This is a genomic window from Planotetraspora phitsanulokensis (assembly GCF_016863295.1).
Taxonomy (GTDB): Bacteria; Actinomycetota; Actinomycetes; order Streptosporangiales; family Streptosporangiaceae; genus Planotetraspora; species Planotetraspora phitsanulokensis.
Genome location: NZ_BOOP01000013.1, coordinates 117,084 through 134,199 on the forward strand (window position 1 = coordinate 117,084; position 17,116 = coordinate 134,199).

General features: G+C 68.4%; 17 protein-coding genes, 1 other RNA gene and 1 pseudogene. 8 read left to right on the top strand and 11 right to left on the bottom strand.

Annotated features, from left to right (window positions below):
- The first annotated feature begins 135 nt into the window (after nucleotides 1–135).
- Nucleotides 136–1,758, top strand: coding sequence for a 5-guanidino-2-oxopentanoate decarboxylase (locus Pph01_RS16220; protein ID WP_204073918.1), 1,623 nt, complete (start codon nucleotides 136–138; stop codon nucleotides 1,756–1,758).
- A 3-nt stretch (nucleotides 1,759–1,761) separates the two neighbouring features.
- Here the strand turns inward: Pph01_RS16220 and Pph01_RS16225 are convergent, their stop codons facing one another.
- The 5 genes from Pph01_RS16225 to Pph01_RS16245 all read right to left on the bottom strand — a co-directional run bounded on the left by Pph01_RS16225 (nucleotide 1,762) and on the right by Pph01_RS16245 (nucleotide 7,281).
- Complete coding sequence (locus Pph01_RS16225; protein WP_239116742.1) at nucleotides 1,762–3,069, bottom strand: sensor histidine kinase; 1,308 nt, start codon at nucleotides 3,067–3,069, stop codon at nucleotides 1,762–1,764.
- A 141-nt stretch (nucleotides 3,070–3,210) separates the two neighbouring features.
- On the bottom strand, nucleotides 3,211–4,314 hold the full coding sequence (menC, locus tag Pph01_RS16230; protein ID WP_204073919.1) for an o-succinylbenzoate synthase: 1,104 nt from the start codon (nucleotides 4,312–4,314) through the stop codon (nucleotides 3,211–3,213).
- Nucleotides 4,311–5,120: a GNAT family N-acetyltransferase gene (locus Pph01_RS16235; protein WP_204073920.1), complete on the bottom strand. Its 810-nt coding sequence runs from the start codon at nucleotides 5,118–5,120 to the stop codon at nucleotides 4,311–4,313. Before Pph01_RS16235 ends, menC begins: the two co-directional genes overlap by 4 nt.
- Nucleotides 5,117–6,235, bottom strand: coding sequence for a M20/M25/M40 family metallo-hydrolase (locus Pph01_RS16240; RefSeq protein ID WP_204073921.1), 1,119 nt, complete (start codon nucleotides 6,233–6,235; stop codon nucleotides 5,117–5,119). The genes Pph01_RS16235 and Pph01_RS16240 overlap by 4 nt, the downstream gene beginning before the upstream one ends.
- Complete coding sequence (locus Pph01_RS16245; protein WP_239116743.1) at nucleotides 6,232–7,281, bottom strand: dipeptidase; 1,050 nt, start codon at nucleotides 7,279–7,281, stop codon at nucleotides 6,232–6,234. Before Pph01_RS16245 ends, Pph01_RS16240 begins: the two co-directional genes overlap by 4 nt.
- Before the next feature lie 72 nt (nucleotides 7,282–7,353).
- On the opposite strand from Pph01_RS16245, the gene Pph01_RS16250 reads away from it, so the two are divergent.
- From Pph01_RS16250 to rnpB, 4 genes are all read left to right on the top strand, one after another.
- A complete protein-coding gene (locus tag Pph01_RS16250) occupies nucleotides 7,354–8,190 on the top strand; it encodes a Nif3-like dinuclear metal center hexameric protein (RefSeq protein ID WP_204073922.1) in 837 nt (278 codons plus the stop codon).
- Nucleotides 8,187–8,927 (top strand): zinc ribbon domain-containing protein, encoded by a 741-nt coding sequence (locus tag Pph01_RS16255; RefSeq protein WP_204073923.1) that lies wholly within the window; start codon nucleotides 8,187–8,189, stop codon nucleotides 8,925–8,927. Before Pph01_RS16250 ends, Pph01_RS16255 begins: the two co-directional genes overlap by 4 nt.
- Complete coding sequence (locus Pph01_RS16260) at nucleotides 8,924–10,072, top strand: bifunctional RNase H/acid phosphatase (protein WP_204073924.1); 1,149 nt, start codon at nucleotides 8,924–8,926, stop codon at nucleotides 10,070–10,072. Before Pph01_RS16255 ends, Pph01_RS16260 begins: the two co-directional genes overlap by 4 nt.
- Before the next feature lie 62 nt (nucleotides 10,073–10,134).
- Nucleotides 10,135–10,523, top strand: an RNA gene (gene rnpB, locus Pph01_RS16265) — RNase P RNA component class A.
- A gap of 35 nt (nucleotides 10,524–10,558) precedes the next feature.
- On the opposite strand, the gene Pph01_RS16270 is transcribed toward rnpB, so the two are convergent.
- From Pph01_RS16270 to Pph01_RS16280, 3 genes are all read right to left on the bottom strand, one after another.
- Nucleotides 10,559–10,849 carry a tyrosine-type recombinase/integrase gene (locus Pph01_RS16270; protein WP_204073925.1) on the bottom strand — a complete coding sequence of 97 codons (291 nt, stop codon included), beginning with the start codon at nucleotides 10,847–10,849 and terminating at the stop codon, nucleotides 10,559–10,561.
- Between the two features lie 317 nt (nucleotides 10,850–11,166).
- On the bottom strand, nucleotides 11,167–11,709 hold the full coding sequence (locus Pph01_RS16275) for a hypothetical protein (RefSeq protein ID WP_204073926.1): 543 nt from the start codon (nucleotides 11,707–11,709) through the stop codon (nucleotides 11,167–11,169).
- A gap of 376 nt (nucleotides 11,710–12,085) precedes the next feature.
- Nucleotides 12,086–13,015, bottom strand: coding sequence for a LysR family transcriptional regulator (locus Pph01_RS16280; RefSeq protein WP_204073927.1), 930 nt, complete (start codon nucleotides 13,013–13,015; stop codon nucleotides 12,086–12,088).
- 177 nt (nucleotides 13,016–13,192) lie between these two features.
- Between Pph01_RS16280 and Pph01_RS16285 the strand changes: the two genes are divergently transcribed.
- The gene (locus tag Pph01_RS16285) at nucleotides 13,193–13,675 is read left to right on the top strand and encodes a PAS domain-containing protein (protein ID WP_204073928.1); all 483 of its coding nucleotides are present in this window, start codon (nucleotides 13,193–13,195) and stop codon (nucleotides 13,673–13,675) included.
- Nucleotides 13,676–14,031: 356 nt separating this feature from the next.
- Here the strand turns inward: Pph01_RS16285 and Pph01_RS16290 are convergent, their stop codons facing one another.
- From Pph01_RS16290 to Pph01_RS16300, 3 genes and pseudogenes are all read right to left on the bottom strand, one after another.
- Nucleotides 14,032–14,676, bottom strand: coding sequence for a DNA alkylation repair protein (locus Pph01_RS16290; RefSeq protein ID WP_204074108.1), 645 nt, complete (start codon nucleotides 14,674–14,676; stop codon nucleotides 14,032–14,034).
- Nucleotides 14,677–14,942: 266 nt separating this feature from the next.
- A pseudogene (locus Pph01_RS16295) lies at nucleotides 14,943–15,206 on the bottom strand (arginase family protein); the annotation flags it as partial.
- Nucleotides 15,207–15,224: 18 nt separating this feature from the next.
- Nucleotides 15,225–15,683, bottom strand: coding sequence for a hypothetical protein (locus tag Pph01_RS16300; RefSeq protein WP_204073929.1), 459 nt, complete (start codon nucleotides 15,681–15,683; stop codon nucleotides 15,225–15,227).
- Between the two features lie 220 nt (nucleotides 15,684–15,903).
- Here Pph01_RS16300 and Pph01_RS16305 point away from each other — a divergent pair, with 220 nt between their 5' ends.
- Both Pph01_RS16305 and Pph01_RS16310 read left to right on the top strand, forming a co-directional pair.
- Nucleotides 15,904–16,332: a hypothetical protein gene (locus Pph01_RS16305; RefSeq protein WP_204073930.1), complete on the top strand. Its 429-nt coding sequence runs from the start codon at nucleotides 15,904–15,906 to the stop codon at nucleotides 16,330–16,332.
- A 28-nt stretch (nucleotides 16,333–16,360) separates the two neighbouring features.
- Nucleotides 16,361–17,080, top strand: a complete 720-nt coding sequence (locus Pph01_RS16310; protein ID WP_204073931.1) for a transglutaminase domain-containing protein — start codon at nucleotides 16,361–16,363, stop codon at nucleotides 17,078–17,080.
- Nucleotides 17,081–17,116: the final 36 nt, after the last annotated feature.

The window sequence follows — 17,116 nt, forward strand, 5'->3', positions numbered from 1 at the left end:
CACGTTCGCGACGGGCGGCATTCGTCTGACGGCCCCTGAGGAAAACGTTTCGCTGAGGCGGAGGAAATGGTTTGGCGTCGCGGAAGCGCGGAAACAGATTAGAAATGCTTCTGCGACTCCTCCCGCCCGGAAGCGATGCCTGATTTGAACTCCCCAGCCGGCCGGACGACGTCGTTGACTGGGGCACGTGCGCTTGTCGCGGCCCTCCGCTCACACGGAGTGGACACCGTCTTCGGCATTCCCGGAACGCATAATCTGGCCATTTACCAGGAACTCGACCTCGCCGGCATCAGATGTGTCACCCCCCGGCACGAGCAGGGCGCCGGCTACGCCGCCGACGGCTACGCGCGGGTCACCGGCCGTCCCGGCGTGATCGTGACCACCACCGGTCCCGCGGCGGTCAACGCGGCCGCCGCACTCGGCCAGGCGTACTCCGACTCCTCACCGCTCCTGCTCATCTCGCCGGGTGTGCCCACGGACCATCCGCGCCAGGGCAGGGGATACCTCCACGAGAGCAAGGACCAGTCAGGCGCGATCGACTCTCTCTGCGCGTGGAGCCACCGCGTGACCTCCGTCCGGGAGATCCCCGCGGGCGTCGCGCGCGCGTTCGGCCAGTTCGCCGAAGGACGGCCCCGTCCGGTGCACATCGAGATCCCCGCCGACCTGCTCGACCGGGAGGACGAGGCCAAGCTCGCCCCGCCGTACCGGCTGATGCCGCGCACTCCCGACCCCGACGCGCTCGACGAGGCGGCGCGGCTCCTCCGTACGGCGAGGCGTCCCGGGCTGGTGCTCGGCGGCGGCGCGCAGCGGCCGGGAGCGCGGGACCAGCCGGTCGGCCGGCTGGCCATGCGGATCGCGGAGCGCGTCGGCGCCCGGGTGGTGACCACGGTCAACGGCAAGGGCGTGGTCCCGGAGAGCCATCCCCTGGCCCTGGGCGCCACGTTGCACCTGGCCGGCGTCCGGCGATGGCTGGCCTCCTGCGACGTCGTGCTGGCTGTCGGCACCGAGCTCGGGCCGGCCGACCTCTGGCAGGACGACTTCGTGTTACCCGGGACTCTGATCAGGGTCGACGTGGATCCCGGGCAGATGTACGGCGACCACGTCGCCGACGTGGCGGTCGTGTCCGACGCCGGCCTCGCGATGGAGGGGCTGCACGCCAGGATCGAGCAGGCCGGAGCCGTGCCGAGGCCGCGGCAGGAGCCCTGGCGGGAGCACCTCGCCGAGATGGACGAGCTCACCGCCAGGTGGGCGGGTCACATCACCGCACTGCGCCGAGCACTGCCGCAGGACACGATCCTGGTCGGCGACAACTCGATGATGGTCTACCACGGGGCGCTCGTCGCCCTGCCGATGGATCCGCCCGGCCGGTTCCTGTTCCCCACGGGGTACGGCACGCTGGGCTTCGCGCTGCCGGCCGGGATCGGGGCCAAGATCGGCATGCCTGACCGGCCCGTCGTCGTGCTGGCGGGGGACGGCGCCGTCCAGTTCAGCGTGCAGGAGCTGGCCACAGCGGTGGAGTTGCGGCTGAGCCTGCCCATCGTGGTCTCGGCCAACGGCGGGTTCGGCGAGATCCGCGACGAGATGAAGAACCGCGGCATGACGCCGGTCGCGGTCGACCTGCACGCGCCCGACTTCGTCGCGCTGGCCGTCGCGTACGGCGCGCGCGGGCGGGCGGTGGGTTCTCCGGACGATCTGCGGGAGGCGCTCACCGAGGCGCTGGGCGCTCCCGTGCCGACGGTCATCGTGATCAGCGAGTGAGGGTCAGGCGCTCGCGGCCATGGGCAGCCGCAACACGAACCGGGCGCCGACCGAGCTGTCCTCGATCGTCAGCGTCCCCCGGTGGCTCTCCGCGATCTGGCGGGCTATCGAGAGCCCGAGCCCGGTGCCGCCGGCGTCCTTGCTGCGAGCCGCGTCGAGCCGGGTGAAACGCTCGAAGACCACCTCCCGCTGGTCGGCCGGGATGCCCGTGCCGTCGTCGACGACCTCCAGGGCCCCCCACTCCCGGTCGAGCCGCACCCGCACCGTGATCAGCGACGTCGCGTGGCGCTCGGCGTTGTCCAGCAGGTTGTTGAGCAGGCGCGCGAGGCGGAGCCGGTCGCCGATGATGACCACGCCCGGCTCCAGCTCCCTGTCCACGTCGACCTTGCGCTGGCGGCGGTTGAGTTCGCGCGCGGCCAGGTCGGCGAGATCGACGTGCTCCAGTTTGGGGGCCGCTCCGGCGTCCAGCCTGGCGATCTGGAGCAGGTCGGTGACGAGGGCCTGCAGCCGGTCCAGGCTGTCGAGCAGGGCTTCACCGGTGACAAGCCAGTCGGTGGCCTCCGGGTGGAGCAGTGCCTCCTCGATCTCGGTGCGCATCGCGGTCAGCGGGCTGCGCAGGTCGTGGGACGCGTCCGAGGCGAACCGCCGCTGCTGTTCGACGGCGAGTTCCGCCCGGTCGAGTGTCTGGTTGGCGGTTTCCGCGAGCCGTCTGATCTCGTCGCGGTACTTCGGTACGGGCACGCGTTGGCCCAGGTCGGTGGTGGTGATCACGGCGAGCTTGTCCGCGATCGCCTCGACGGGGGACAGCGCCTTGCCCACGGTCTGGTACGTTCCAAAGGCCGTCAGCCCGATCAGCAGCAGGGAACTGCCGATGAGGGCCATCAGGAGCTCGCGGCTGACGTACCAGGGCACCTCGGGACCGGCGGCGTAGGCCAGCCACTGCCCGTCGGACTGCGGAACGCGCAGGGCGACGACGATCACGCACTGGTCCGGGTACGCGGGCGAACGGCAGATGATCTTGCTCTCCTGCGCGCTGGACTCGCTGGGGCGAAAGGCCGCCATCCGGGGCCTGCCGGAGAGGTCGTAACTCGTGGACACGATCTGGCCCGTGGGATTCACGACCTGGACGGCGGAGACGTCCTCGTCGAGGATCACCGGGGGCAGCCGCTCGCGCTTGATGAGGTAGCTGACCCGGACGGCGGTCGAGACGACCTCTTCGGTCTTGTACTTCTCAGCGGTGCCACGGACCGAGATCAGGACGAATGCCCCGGCGGCAGCGCAGACCAGCAGCATGACGGCGCTCGCGATCACCGCCAGGCGCGTCCTAACCGACCATCCGTGCCACAAGTCCACCAGATCCCCCCCGGTGATCAGATGACCACACTTGGTCGACCTGTCGCCAATTAAGGGAGATTCGACACTAAAAGCGGGCAAACCACCACAAGAATATCGCTAGCCAGCGAGCCACTCCACGGAGGTCGTCACCTCGTCGAGGACGGCCGGATCGGGGTCCACCCCGATCCCCGGACCAGTAGGCACGTCGAGGTGCCCGTCGCGCAGCTCGAACGGCGGGGTGACGTCTCTCGCGAAATATCTGCGCGACGCCGAGGTGTCACCCGGCAGCGTGAACCCCGGAAGCGCGGCGAGGGCGACGTTGGCGGCCCGGCCGATGCCGGTCTCCAGCATGCCGCCGCACCAGACGGCGACGCCGTTGGCCCGGCACAGGTCGTGGATCCGCCGGGCCTCCAGGTAACCGCCGACCCGTCCCGGCTTGATGTTGATCACCGAGCAGGCCTTGAGCGAGATCGCCGCGGCGGCGTGGGCCGCCGACTCGATCGACTCGTCGAGGCACACCGGCGTCCGCAGCCGCCTGGCCAGCTCGGCGTGCTGCACCAGGTCGTCGTCGGCCAGCGGCTGCTCGATCAGCAGCAGGCCGAACGCGTCGAGCTTGGCGAGATGAGCAGCATCGGTCAGCGTGTAGGCGGCGTTGGCGTCCACCTGGAGCAGCACGTCCCCGAACCGCTCCCTGACGGCCCGGACCGGCTCCACGTCCCAGCCCGGCTCGATCTTGAGCTTGATCCGGACGTACCCCTCGGCGATGTAGCCGCCGACCGTGTCGAGCAGTTGCGGGATCGAATTCATGATCCCCACGGAGACGCCGCAGGGCACGGCGTCCTTCGACGCGCCGAGGAAACGCGCGAACGACTCCCCGGAGGCCCGCAGTTGGGCGTCGAGCACGGCCGTCTCCAGGGCCGCCTTCGCCATCCGGTGCCCCTTCAGGGGCTCGAGCGCCTGGCCCACGCCGTACGCGTCGACGTGGTGCAGCGCCGTGAGGGCCGGGACCATGAAGCGGCGCATCACGTCGGCCGCCCCGTCCACGTACTCCGGCGAGTACAGCGGCTCGCCCATGGCGACGCACTCGGCCCAGCCCTCCGCCTCCGGTGTCACCACCCGGACCAGCAGCACGTCACGGGAGTGCTCGGTCCCGAACGACGTGCGGAACGGCGCGACCAGCGGCATCGAGATCCGCCGCAGCTCGACTCCTGTGATCTTCATGTGCGCTCCACCACGTAGCAGCCGTCGGCCAGTCCCGTCACCCGGGCGCCCTGCGCCATCATCCCGCCCAGCACCTCTCGTACGGCATGCCGCCACGCCTTGGCGAGCCCGGGATCGCGCTGGCGGAGAGTCTCGATGTCCTCGGGGAGGGCGACGAGCACGACCCGCGCGTCCGTCGGCCCGACCATCGGACGCCCCTCGTGCGACGCGACGCCGGCGACCGCGTCCGCCGGGACCTCCGGCCGGTACGGCCTGCCGTCGCAGGCCTCCACGACGTGCGGATCGGTGAGCCGCCAGACGGCGAGCAGCCGGTCGGACTCGTCGCCCGCGTTGACCGCGTCGGTCATGGATCCGTAGAACTCCGGCAGGTACTCGCCGGGACGGGCCCCGAGCTTCGCCAGGTTGAAATAGGCGTTGCGCCGTACCAGCGGGTCGTAGGTCCAGGTGATGAGGTCGATTCCCCGGTCGAGCGCCCAGGCTCGCTGGTGAAGCTTGAGGGCGAACCCGGCGCCCCGCCTGACCGCGCCGGTGACATGGGAGTGCAGCACCTTGCCGACGGGGGCGGCGAAGAATCCGGCGGACGCCCCCACGAGCGCCGTTCCGTCGTAGGCGCCCGCGACGTAGTTCCCCGCGTGGGACAGCGCCCGCATCATCTCGACCGTGATGGGCGGATCGTTGGGATCGGGGTGCCAGATGTCGTCGAACAGCCTGGCGACCTGTTCGAACGCGGGGATGTCATGCAGCTCGCAGAGCCGTACGCCGCTCCTGATCGCGGCGTCGGCTGCCTGCCGCGCGGGGGCGCTCACCGGGCACGCTCGCCCGAGAGCACATGGGAGGTCAGCGCCGCGACCAGGCGGGCCCGGACGGGCATCTCCGCGACGACGACGTGCTCTCCGGGCGCGTGGGCGCCCCCGCCCACGGCGCCGAGCCCGTCGAGCGTGGGACAGCCGACCCCCGCGGTGAAGTTGCCGTCGGAGCCGCCGCCCACCGAGACGCCGTCGAGGGATCCCATGCCGAGATCGTCGGCGATCCGCCCGGCGACCTCGAAGAGCCCCGCCGACGCGGACGCGTCGAGCGGCGGGCGGTTCGGGCCGCCGATCAGCTCGAGCCGGGTGCCCGGAGTCCGGGGCGTCAGGGCGCGCATCAGCTCGTCCACCCGGGCCTGAGCCCGGGCGTCGGGAACGCGGACGTCGATGGCGACCCTGCCGACCGCGGGAACCGTGTTCGAGCTGGTCCCCGCGGACATGAGCGTCGGCGTCACCGAGACCAGACCGGCGCGTGAGGACGACTCGACGACGTCGGCGATGCCGGCGATCGCGAGGACTTGGTGGGCCAGCTCGACTCCGGCGTTGGCGCCCAACTCGGGCTCCAGGCCCGCGTGGGCCGCCCGGCCGTGGACGACGAGCTCGTACCGGGAGACGCCCTTGCGCGCCGTCTTCAGCGCTCCGCCGTCGGCGCTGGCCTCCAGGACGAACGCCGCCTCGCAGGCCGCCGCGCTCTCCTCGATCAGCGGGCGGGACGTGGGGGAGCCGAGCTCCTCGTCGCCCACGATGAGGACGGCGACCCCGTCCGGCGAGGGGAGCGAGGCCAGAGCGTGGAAGAGCTGCACCAGGCCGGCCTTCATGTCGAAGACCCCCGGACCCCTGGCGATGCCGCCGGAGACCGACCAGGGGTGGTCGCGCAGCGAGCCGATCGGCCAGACCGTGTCGTGATGGCCGAGCAGCAGCACCCGAGGCGTGCCGAACGTCCAGCGCAGGTGGGTGACCCCGCCGATCACCGCCGTCTCGGGCTTCGCGTCGAGCATCCGGGTCCCCATCGCGGCGACCACCCGGGCGCTCCGCGCGACCGCGTCGTGGTCGCTCGAGTACGACTCGCAGACGACGAGCTCTTCGAGGTCGGCCAGCATGCCGTCGAGGTTCACCGGCGGCCCTGCCCCAGCTCGGCGCGGAACAGGCGGACCACGTTGCCGCCGACGATCTTGAAGATCTCGTCGTCGGAGAAGCCGTGCTTCAGCAGGGCCTCGGTCACCAGCGGCAGGCCCCGGGGGCCTTCGAGGCCGGGGATGGCCGCCGTCGCGTCGATCTCGCTGTAGCTGAAGCCCTCGCAGCACGGCGGGGTGAGGTCGAGATGGACCTCTCGCATGAAGTCGGGTCCGAGGCCGACGTGGTCGATTCCCGTGACACCCGCGATGTGCTCGATGTGGTCGACCAGGTGGTCGACGGTCGCGGCGCGGGCGTCCATGGTCAGGAAGGCCGCAAGGAAGTTCACGCAGATCACGCCGCCGCCGGCCGCGATCGCCCGGAGCTGGTCGTCGGTCAGGTTGCGGTGATGGTCGCGCAGCGCGCGCGCCGAGGAGTGCGTGGCGATCACCGGCCGGGTCGCGAGCTCCAGGACGTGCGCGACCCCGGAGGCGCCCAGGTGGGACACGTCGAAGATCATGCCGAGCCGTTCCATCTCCTGGAGGGCCTCGACGCCGTGGCTGGTCAGCTTCGACCCGGTGCCGTCCTGCCCGCTGCCGTCCGCGAGAGCCGTACGGCCCCAGTGGGCGATGGAGGCGACGCGGACGCCGAGCCGATGCATCGTCGAGACGAGCTCCACGCTCGCGTCGATGCCGGGCATGCTCTCCATGGCGAGCACCAGGGCGATCTTGCCGAGGGCGAGCGCCTGGTCGATCTCGGTGCCGTCGTGGCAGAGCCGTACCGCGTCGGGGTTCTCCTCGGCCAGCACGTGGGCGCATTCGATCATGCGGAGCGTCTGGCGCAGCGCTCCCTCCGGGCGGTACGCGTCGTCGATGAACACCGGGAGGACCTGGACGTCGACGCCGCCCTCGACCAACTGGGGCAACCACTGGTCGCGGAAGAAGGAGCCCCATTTCTTCGGCGGGCGTGCGGACACCGCCATCAGGAGATCGTTGTGCGTGTCTGCGACGACCGCGTCCCTGTGGATGTCCTGCTGGTCAACGGGCACGTCGGGTCCTCCCTTGCAGCCTGGTATCACATGGACGTTACCTCGGTTTGCGGTTCTCGATAGTCTGCGCGGATGTCAACCTGCTCTCTCGCCGAGGTCGTCGCCGAGCTCGAGGCGCGATACGACCCGGCCTGGGCCGAGTCCTGGGACGCGGTGGGGCTCGTCTGCGGCGATCCGGCGCTGCCCGTACGGAAGGTCCTCTTCGCGGTGGACCCGGTGGCGGTGGTGGTCGACGAGGCGCTGGAATGGGGCGCCGACCTGATCGTCACGCACCACCCCCTCTATCTCCGGGGCACCACGAGCGTCGCGGCGACCACGTTCAAGGGCCGCGTGGTCCACCGGCTGATCAGGAACGACGTCGCGCTCTACACCGCCCACACCAACGCCGACGTCGCCGACCCCGGCGTCTCGGACGCGCTCGCCCGGGCCGTCGGGCTGACCTCCGAGCTGCGGCCTCTGCAGCCGTCGGCGGACGACCCGCGCCGCGGGCTCGGCCGGATCGGCCGACTGCCTTCGCCCATGCCGCTCGGCCGGTTCGCCGAACTCGCCGCGGCCGGCCTTCCCCGTACGGCACTGCGTGTGGCGGGCGATCCGGAGCGTATGGTCGAGACCGTCGCCGTGAGCGGGGGAGCGGGGGACTCGCTGCTCGGGGCGGCCCGAGCCGCCGGAGTGGACGTGTTCCTGACCGCGGACCTGCGCCACCATCCGGCCAGCGAGCACATGGAGGCGGGCGACCGGCCCGCGCTCATCGACGCCTCCCACTGGGCCACGGAATGGCCGTGGCTCGCCGACGCCGCCGGACATCTGACGTCGGCGCTGGCGGCCAGGGGCATTAATGTTGAGGCGCGTATCTCCCGCGTCGTCACGGATGTATGGACGACCACAGACCTGGATCGAGGATGGGGATGAAGGCCGCACCCGAAGCACAGAGGCGTCTGCTCGATCTTTCTGAGCTGGATGCGGGGCTCGACAGGCTGAGGCATCGCCGTCGCACCCTGCCTGAGCTCGCCGAGATCGAGGAGACGTCGAAGAGGCTCGCTCAGCTCGCCACCCAGGTGATCGCCGCCGAGACCGAGGCCGGTGACCTGTCGCGCGACCAGGCCAAGGCCGAATCCGACGTGGACGCCGTGCGCGTCCGGGGCGAGCGTGACCAGAAGCGGCTCGACTCCGGCCAGGTGTCCTCGCCCAAGGACCTGGCCAGCCTCCAGTCCGAGATCGCCTCGCTCCACCGGCGCCAGGGCGACCTGGAGGAGGTCGTGCTGGAGATCATGGAGCGCCGCGAGGCCGTCGACACCCAGGTCTCTTCGCTCAAGTCCGAGCGGGACGAGGTGACGGCCGCGCTCGCCTCGTCGGGGGACCGCCGCGACGCCGCGTTCGCCGAGCTCGACAAGGAGACCGCCGAACTCCAGGGCAAGCGCTCCGGGATCACCGACGACATCCCGGCGGACGTGCTCGGCCTCTACGAGAAGCTGCGCGATCAGTCCGGCACCGGAGCGGCGATGTTGCAGGGCGGCCGGTGCCTCGGGTGCCGCACCAGCCTGTCGATCGCCGACCTCAACCGGATCCGGGCCGCCGCTCCTGACGAGGTGGTCCGCTGTGAGGAGTGCCGCCGGATCCTGGTCCGAACCCTCGAGTCCGGGCTGTGAGCTCGTTCGCCGTCGAGGCCGACGGAGGGTCGCGGGGCAACCCCGGCCCCGCGGGCTACGGCGCCGTGGTGAAGGACTCCGACGGGCAGGTCGTCGCCGAGGCGGCCGAGTCGATCGGCCACGCGACCAACAACGTCGCCGAGTACCGCGGGCTGATCGCCGGTCTTGAGGCGCTGGTCGCCCTCGGTGCCGAGGGCGCCACCGTTACGGTGCGGATGGACTCCAAACTGGTCATCGAGCAGATGGCCGGCCGCTGGAAGGTCAAGCACGAGGGGCTGCGGCCGCTCGCGCTGGAGGCCGCCGCGCTCGCCCGGCGGTTCCGGGTTACGTGGACATGGATCCCGCGAGAGAAGAACACCCACGCGGACCGGCTCGCCAACGAGGCCATGGACGCCGCGGCGCGAGGTGAGAAGTGGCAGGCCAAGACCATCTCGGCCACGGATTCCGCCACCGTCGTGACGACCCGCGTCGAGTCTTCGGCGACTGCGGAGGCCGGCGGCAACGGATGGATGCCCCGGCCGTCCCTCCGGCCCACGTCGCTGATCCTCCTGCGGCACGGTGAGACCCCGTTGTCCGTGGACAAGCGCTTCTCGGGTCTCGGCGACCCGCCTCTCACCGAGGTCGGCCTGGCCCAGGCCGAAGCCGTCGCCTCACGGTTGTCGCGCAAGCCATACGAGATCGATGTGATCGTCAGCTCGCCGCTGGCGCGCGCCCGGCAGACCGCCGAGGCCGTGGCCGCCCGTGTGGGGCTTGCCGTGTCGGTGGAGGAAGACCTCCGCGAGACGGACTTCGGTGCGTGGGAGGGGCACACGTTCGCCGAGATCCAGAAGCGGTGGCCGGAAGAGCTGACGGCCTGGCTGGCGGACCCCGAGGTGGCTCCGCCGGGCGGCGAGAGCTTCGCCACGACCGCCCTCCGGGTCGAGCGGGCCAGGGCGAGGATCATCGAGGCGCACCAGGGCAGGACAGTTCTCGTGGTGTCGCACGTGACGCCGATCAAGCTGCTCGTCCGGTCGGCCCTCGACGCCCCTCCGCAGGCGCTCTACCGGATGTATCTCGACCTGGCCTGCCTCTCGGTGATCGACTACTACGCCGACGGCCCCTGCGTGATGCGCTCCTTCAACGACACCGCGCATCTTCAGGTGTGAGCCGGGAGGCCGCTGTGGCGGGGGAGAACCGGCCGACCCGCTAGGCTTGTAAGTACAGCGGACGAGTCGGCCGGGCGGCCGCGTCGGGGCTTTCGGGCCCCGCCGAGGAAGGTCCGGGCTCCACAGAGCAGGGTGGTCGGTAACGCCGACCCGGGGTGACCCGCGGGACAGTGCCACAGAGAGCAGACCGCCCCTTCGGGGGTAAGGGTGAAAGGGTGGTGTAAGAGACCACCAGCGCCCACGGCGACGTGGGCGGCTAGGTAAACCCCACCCGGAGCAAGGTCAAGAAGGGGCGCTTCCTAGGAGGCGTTCCGCGCGCGACGTTCGAGGGCTGCTCGCCCGAGCCGCGCGGGTAGACCGCTTGAGGCCGCCGGCAACGGCGGTCCTAGATGGATGGCCGCCGATCAGCTCCGGCTGATCACAGAACCCGGCCTACAGGCCGACTCGTCCGCTGTTTCCCCGTCTGAACTGGGAGTTCTTCCCGCCTCATTCATGATCGGGGCACATTGGGGGCACATCGAGCGCGGAACGGAACGCGTTGTCGAGCGCCGTACGAGCCCGTTCGGAGGCTTCCGGCACGAGGTGCCCGTAGAGGTCAACCGTCGTGGTGATCGACTCATGGCCGAGCCATCGGGACACCTCGGAGATCGGAACGCCTTCGGCCAGAGCCGTACTCGCGAAGGTGTGCCGCAGATCGTGGAAGGTGGTGTCGGGCAGAATCCCAGCCGCCTTGATCGCGGGTTTCCAGATACGAGCGTTGAAGTAGTCCCGCCGCATGAGGGCTCCGCCCCGAACCCCGGGGCGCTCCAGCTCCGAGAGAGTCAGCCCCGCGCACCACGACAACGGGCCGTAGCTGGCTGAGGTGGAAGCCTGATCGCTCGCCTGCCATCGACCCAGGCAGAGCCCAGCAGACCGACTCCTCCAGGTCAAGCTCAGCCGTGCAGGCAGGACAACCAGCGCGCGAGGAAGGTCACCCGGAACATGGAACACGCGAGGCCAGGCTTGACCCTCCGTCGCCGGCCCGTCGCCGCTCCGCGATGGGTCGACAGCAGACGAGAGATCAGGACAAGGTGAGAGCGTAGGTGAGCGCCCCCTTAAGGCGTGAGACCACGGATCCTTCGCAGGGCTCGGATGTGGATGGCGGCCGGCGATTCGCGGAGTCCTACCGTCATCCCTCCGAACTGGAGGACCGCCTGAGTGAGGCGTTCCGGATCGAGGATCCAGCCGTCTGCTACCTTCTCCCGGTCACTCTGGTCTTCTCTCTTAAGGGAGATGATCAGTGCGTGTGGCCGATCATCTCCGAAGACGCGAGGCTTCAGCGATATTTCCACAGCAGAGATGTCCGCCCAGGGGATAACCTCTGCAGGGATTTTCGACTGTCCACCGAGATATATGCCGGCTGGCCCCACTGCGTAGGCGATTCGCCTGCGGACGACACGCCATAACTGGCCGAAGACGTACGCGAAGAACCCGATGCCCGCTGCGAAGGCGACACGCCCTGACGTCACGGCCCCATAGATGACCGGGCCGAAAGATGTCGTCAGCGGCCAGACAAGATCACGAGGGGAGTAGCACACAAGGAACGAATCTGAGCCGAGTTCGCGCTCGACCTTTTGCCGGTCCGATTCTCGCGACACGCGAGCACGATCGCACGCTGCAGGGACGCCTGCAAGAGTGCCCGCGGAGTTCTGATCTGGGACGTCCGACGCCTGCATCGGCTCCGGTGTCGGGGCACTTTGGGGGCACATGGCATCGGAAAGTACTGGCAAGCAATGGCAACGAATGGAAGCGTTTTCGCAGGTCGCTTGTGGTTCAGAGCGAATCCGTGCAGGTAGGAGGCGTGCGGAATCTGTACCCGGCCTACAGGCCGACTCGTCCGCTATTAAGCCTCTGACCTGTGCCTCTGCGGCTACTTGAGGCTGCTGTTCCGCCAGCGCTGTGGTGACCATGGCTTCGACCGCACCTCTACCGAGATCTTCATCATGCGGAGCCCGAGCCAGGGCCCGTCGGCGCCTACGCGCCCTCGGCGCCGCCGTCGTCCGGTGCGGCGGCGGGCGCCCCGTGCGCTTTGAGGCGTGCGGCGAGCGCCGCCGCGGCTTCGGAGAGCCCGGACCAGCGCCGGCTGCACAACAGCAGGTTGCGCTTCGCCCAGGAATTCGTCAGGTCCACGACCCGCAGGTCGTAGGTACGCTGCCAACGGACGACCGCGCGCGCGGGAACCACGGCGATGCCGACGCCGACCGCTACCGCGTTGCAGATCGCCTCCGTGGTCGGCAGATGCGCCCGGTAGCGAGGCCGGAGCCCGAGCGGCTGGGTCTGCCCGCTCAGATGCTCCTGCAACGGGTTCCCCTCGGTGAAGCCGACGAACGGGTGGCCGAGGCACTCGCTGAACGCGACATGAGCACGCGCGGCCAGAGGGTGGCCTGGCCGTGTGATGACGACCAGCGGGTCGGGACGCAGCACCGCCCGTTCCAGCCGACCCGAGTCCACAGTATCGGCGATGATCCCCAGTTCCGCCCGGCCGTCGGTGACGGCGGCGACTATCTCATGGCTCGGCCGCTCCTCCAGTTCCAGGTCGATGTCGGGGTTGTCGGCCATGAAGTCGACTATCACCGACGACACGAGCGTTTCGGTTGCCGAAGTGTTTGCCGAGATCACCAATGTGGACCGCAGGCCGTCAGAATATCGGGACAATTCAGAACGCATCCGAGCAATCTGCCTAACGACCTCACGGGCATGGGCCACCAGCAGCCACCCTGCCGGTGACGGCACAACGCCACGGCGATGCCGGGTCAGAAGCGGCGCCCCCAGAGCCTTCTCCATCGCCTTGATCCTCGCACTGGCCGAAGCCAGCGACAGGTGTGACCGGTCCGCACCCCGGGTGATGCTGCCCTGGTCGACTACCTGCAGGAATAGCTGAAGATCGGTCAGGTCATACGTCATGGTCGAGACGGTACCCACGTCGGCCCCACTCGGGAAGCCTTCGGCTCAGCCGAAGGCCCACCCCAAAAAAGACTCATTGTGAACTCGGGGCTCAAGCGTCCAGACTTTGTGCTAATACGCCGGACGCGGTCTGTCTACTACGACAGGTATCCACCAATCCCCTCTTCGGAGGTATTAATGTCATCTCAGGTCGAGCTAGCCGAAGTCGCCGAGAGCCGCATCGCCACGGACTGGGGCCTGGACCAGTGGGCGGACCGGATTCTCGAGCAGGCTGGCGTCGGAGTCACCATCCTGGACTGCCACGGAACGGTGATGTATTACAACAAGTGGGCTTCGGAGCACCTCGACCGGAAGCCCGAATACATCGGAAACGACGTCCGGAAGCGGCATCGCCGAGCGGTGACCAATCCCCGTTTCGACGCCATGCTCCGGCTTTTCGAGGAGGGCCGCGTCGAGCCGGTACGCTACGTCGCCAGGCCCTACGGGAAAACCACGATCCTGGTCACGGTCTCACCGATCCGGGTCAATGGCGAACTGGTCGGCTTCTCTCAGATCGTACTTCTCAAGGACGAGGTACAGGAGCTCTGCGCGCGGTTCGACGAGTCGGGACGCGAATCCTTCGAGAGAGAAATGCTGCCTAACGGTCTGCCGACGGCCTGAAAGCATGCGAGAAGGCCCGGGAGCCCGCCCGGAAGGTGTCGGAGCGTGGTCCGCATGGCCGTGCCCGACACAGTGCTGATCGCGGTGCCGCTACGCAGTGTCGCCGCAGTGTCAAGCATCAGCCGAGGTAGGACAACGCTTCGACCCCGCCTGATGCTTTACATGATCACGACGAGGTTGGCGACACTTCCTTCTTCTGCCGCGAACACGCGTGCGGGTTGTGGATGGCTGGGGTGGTGGCTCATTCGACTCGGGCAGGCCTAGCGTGCTCTCCAGCAGTAGGCGACGTGAGCCCCTCACGCCCACGGGTAGCGCGTTCTGAGGAGGTAGCGGCATGAGCGTGAGCGCGAACCTTCCTAGTTGTCGTGCTGTCGGCGCACCATCTCGGTGATCCATATGGGCGCGAACGGAGACGTGCAACCCGGGGGAGTCGGGTAGTCCTTGAGCACCTCCAGGCGCTCACCGATGTCGATTGCACGCGCGCGGTGCTCGCCGTGCTCGATCCCGATCTGAGCCAGGCAGTGATTCATCGCCCACTGCAGGCGATCCGGGGCGTCACTCATCTCCGCCTCGATGACGTCGAGCAGTCCTGTGAGGTCGAGGTCCTCGGGCTTCTTCGTCACGTGTTCGGTGGTCAGCGCCCAGCCGGCACTTGCGACCACTGGATCCGAATCGGCGGACCAGGCCAGGCGCAGCTTTTCGGAGTGCGGGTTCTTCTTCACCACGTAGTTGACGAGCCAGTCGTGCACCTTGGGTGTGCGCGCCTCGCGCAACATGACGTCCAACTCGTCACGCTCGAAGGCCTTCGGGCGGCAGATCAGGATCGCCAGCAGTCTCGCCGCGGTGTCATCCGTCTCCCAGAGCCGGCATGCGAGTTCCTGCTGCGTCTTCAGCCGCTTCGCAAGCGCGCGCAGCTTGCTGAGGTTCACACCGTGATCGTCACCGTGTTTTTCGTTCACCTCGCGTGCCTTCGGGTCCTCGAGCTCGGCCAGCTCGGCCATCACCTCGGCCATCACCTCGGCCACCGTCGTCTCGGCCACCTCAGCCTCCTGTCCGTCACGTGCGAGATTCAGCCTACGACGGTAGTCGGCGATGAGAAGGAGGAGTTGTTAGCCGCAATCGCTGAGCTGCCGGACGAGGAGCAGACAGAGCGACTATTCGAGTGACAATCGCCATGGACGAGCCTGAACGCTGGTAGACGGTGGTGGACTGTCTGACCAGGTCAGGGCGGGTGTTCGGAAGGCGAGTCCACTCTCGGTAGCGCTGGTCAGCGGCCGTCCAGCAACGGCTGGCGAGGGTCCCACGTTGTGCCGTCGCGAGCGTCCTTTCGTCGACGGGCAATTCCGGTGAGCGTCTCCAGTACGACTCGATTTGCGAGGTACGACGTGATCTCGGCGTGGTCGTATGGTGGCGACACTTCGTCGACGTCGACGCCGAGAACGGGCAGCTCGTAGGCGATCCGGCGTACGGAGTCCAGCAGTTGCCGCGCCGTTAGACCCCCAGGTTCGGGCGTGCCCGTCCCCGGAGAATGACCGGGATCGCACCCGGCCTACAGACCGACTTGATCCCCGTCCTCTACTCGCTGCGCCGGTCCGCGGTCCTTCCCCAGTACTTGGAGGAGGAGGTCCACAAACAGATTCACCAGTAGGACGGCGGAGATGATCCCGGTGATTGTGGGCCAGTAGGACCACGACAGGTGCGCGAACTCGGGGCTGAACGCTGTGCCCGCGGCCATCCACCCGAACATGATGAGCGCGAGGCCGCGCGCAATCCTGACGCGAAGAGATCGCGGAGGCTGCCCGCCACCGGTTGCGCCACGCGGATCAGCTTGGCTCTTGTTGAGCCGGGATTCCCAGAACGAGAACGCGACGAGAGACGCGACGTACGCGATCGTGACGAAGTAGAACCAGAACCCGTCCAACAGCAGTACGCCGATCGGGACGATGGGGGCGCCCAAGCAGAGGACGGCGATCACCGCCGCGCGGATCATCTCCTGACGTCTGGTCATGACTCCTGCTCCGGATGGGGCACGAACGAATCATGCCAAGTCATACTTTTGCCGATCACGCAGGCATGATATTGAAAGACTTTCCGAGCCGACAGCGCCGGTGATGGGACAGATCGCGCCGGGCCGTACCTGTTCAGACGAAAGATCAGTACAAGGAGTAGTGTGACCGCTGGTCGCTGTCTGCAGCGACCTGAGCCTTTTAACTAGATGGGCGACATGCGTGTTGCTGGACATCCTTGGCGACCTGCTCGTGCCGCTTCTCCCGACCTCTAGTCGGGTGCAGCGTCGGGTCTACCAGCATCCGATGATCTATAGCGTGGGCCTTGGCGGGTTCGTCTTCGTCGGGTTCAGCGTGGCCATATGGACGAGTGGGGAGTGGCCCATCCCGTGGACGCTCACGGGCGGTTGGGGTCTCGGTATCGCTGTCTTCGCGCGACTGATGATGGTGATGAACGTATACGTGGCGAAGCGCCAGTCGGGGCACGCGCCCCTCGATGAGAAGCGCCGGATGGGCGTGAACGCGGAAACCTACCGGGCCAAGCACGGCCCGGACAGGCGACGACTCGCCCCCGAAAAGCCGCTACCCCGTTTGTTCGAGCCTCCAGGTGTACCTGGGAATTCGGCGGAGAACGTCGGCCGGGACACTTGACCAGACCATACGCATGAGTGGGCCGCATATGAAGTCGGTGCTCCTGGCACCATGGTGCCAAAGTGCTGCTGTTTCCCGCCGGGCAAAGGCTGAGGGTGAGTTGGCGGCGACCGCCATTCTCGATTGGACGCATCCACGGGTACTGGCGTTGGCGGCCGAAGTCCGGCACGGGAGCGCCGAGACTGACAGGGATCTTCTGGTCACGGCCCATCGGCTCATCACCACACGGGTGCGGCCCGTGTACGCCATGAACGAGAAACAGCCTGCCTCCAGAACGCTCCTCCTGGAGCGCGGCTCGTGCAGCCAGCGACTGGCGCTCTTGGAAGCCGTGGCGCGGGCCTGTGGGATCGCCAGCCGAGTGCGAGGATTGCTGGTGGACGGACGCTTCTGGTACTCGCGATTTCCCCGGCTCCGGGCGTTGATTCCTCACCAGGTGATGCTTGCCTGGCCCGAGTTCCAGCTCGACCGCCGGTGGGTAAGCGTCTCAGAGCTGTACGGTGACCTGGACACGTTGCAGAAAGCCGGCGGATTCGCCAACGTCGGCGGTGAGACGCTCTTCGACGCGGTCGCCCGCACCGCCGTGGATTGGGACGGCCTCACCTGCTCATCATGCGATCTATCCGGCTACGTGCTGGCTGATCTGGGTTATTTCAGCTCCCGAGACGCCCTGTTCGGGACGCATGGCCAAACGTTGTGTCTGCCGGTTCGCATCACTGCGGACATCATCATGAGTCGTCGGGCGGCTTGAGCCGCAGGGGCAGACCTCGGGGCGCTCCAACTCCGA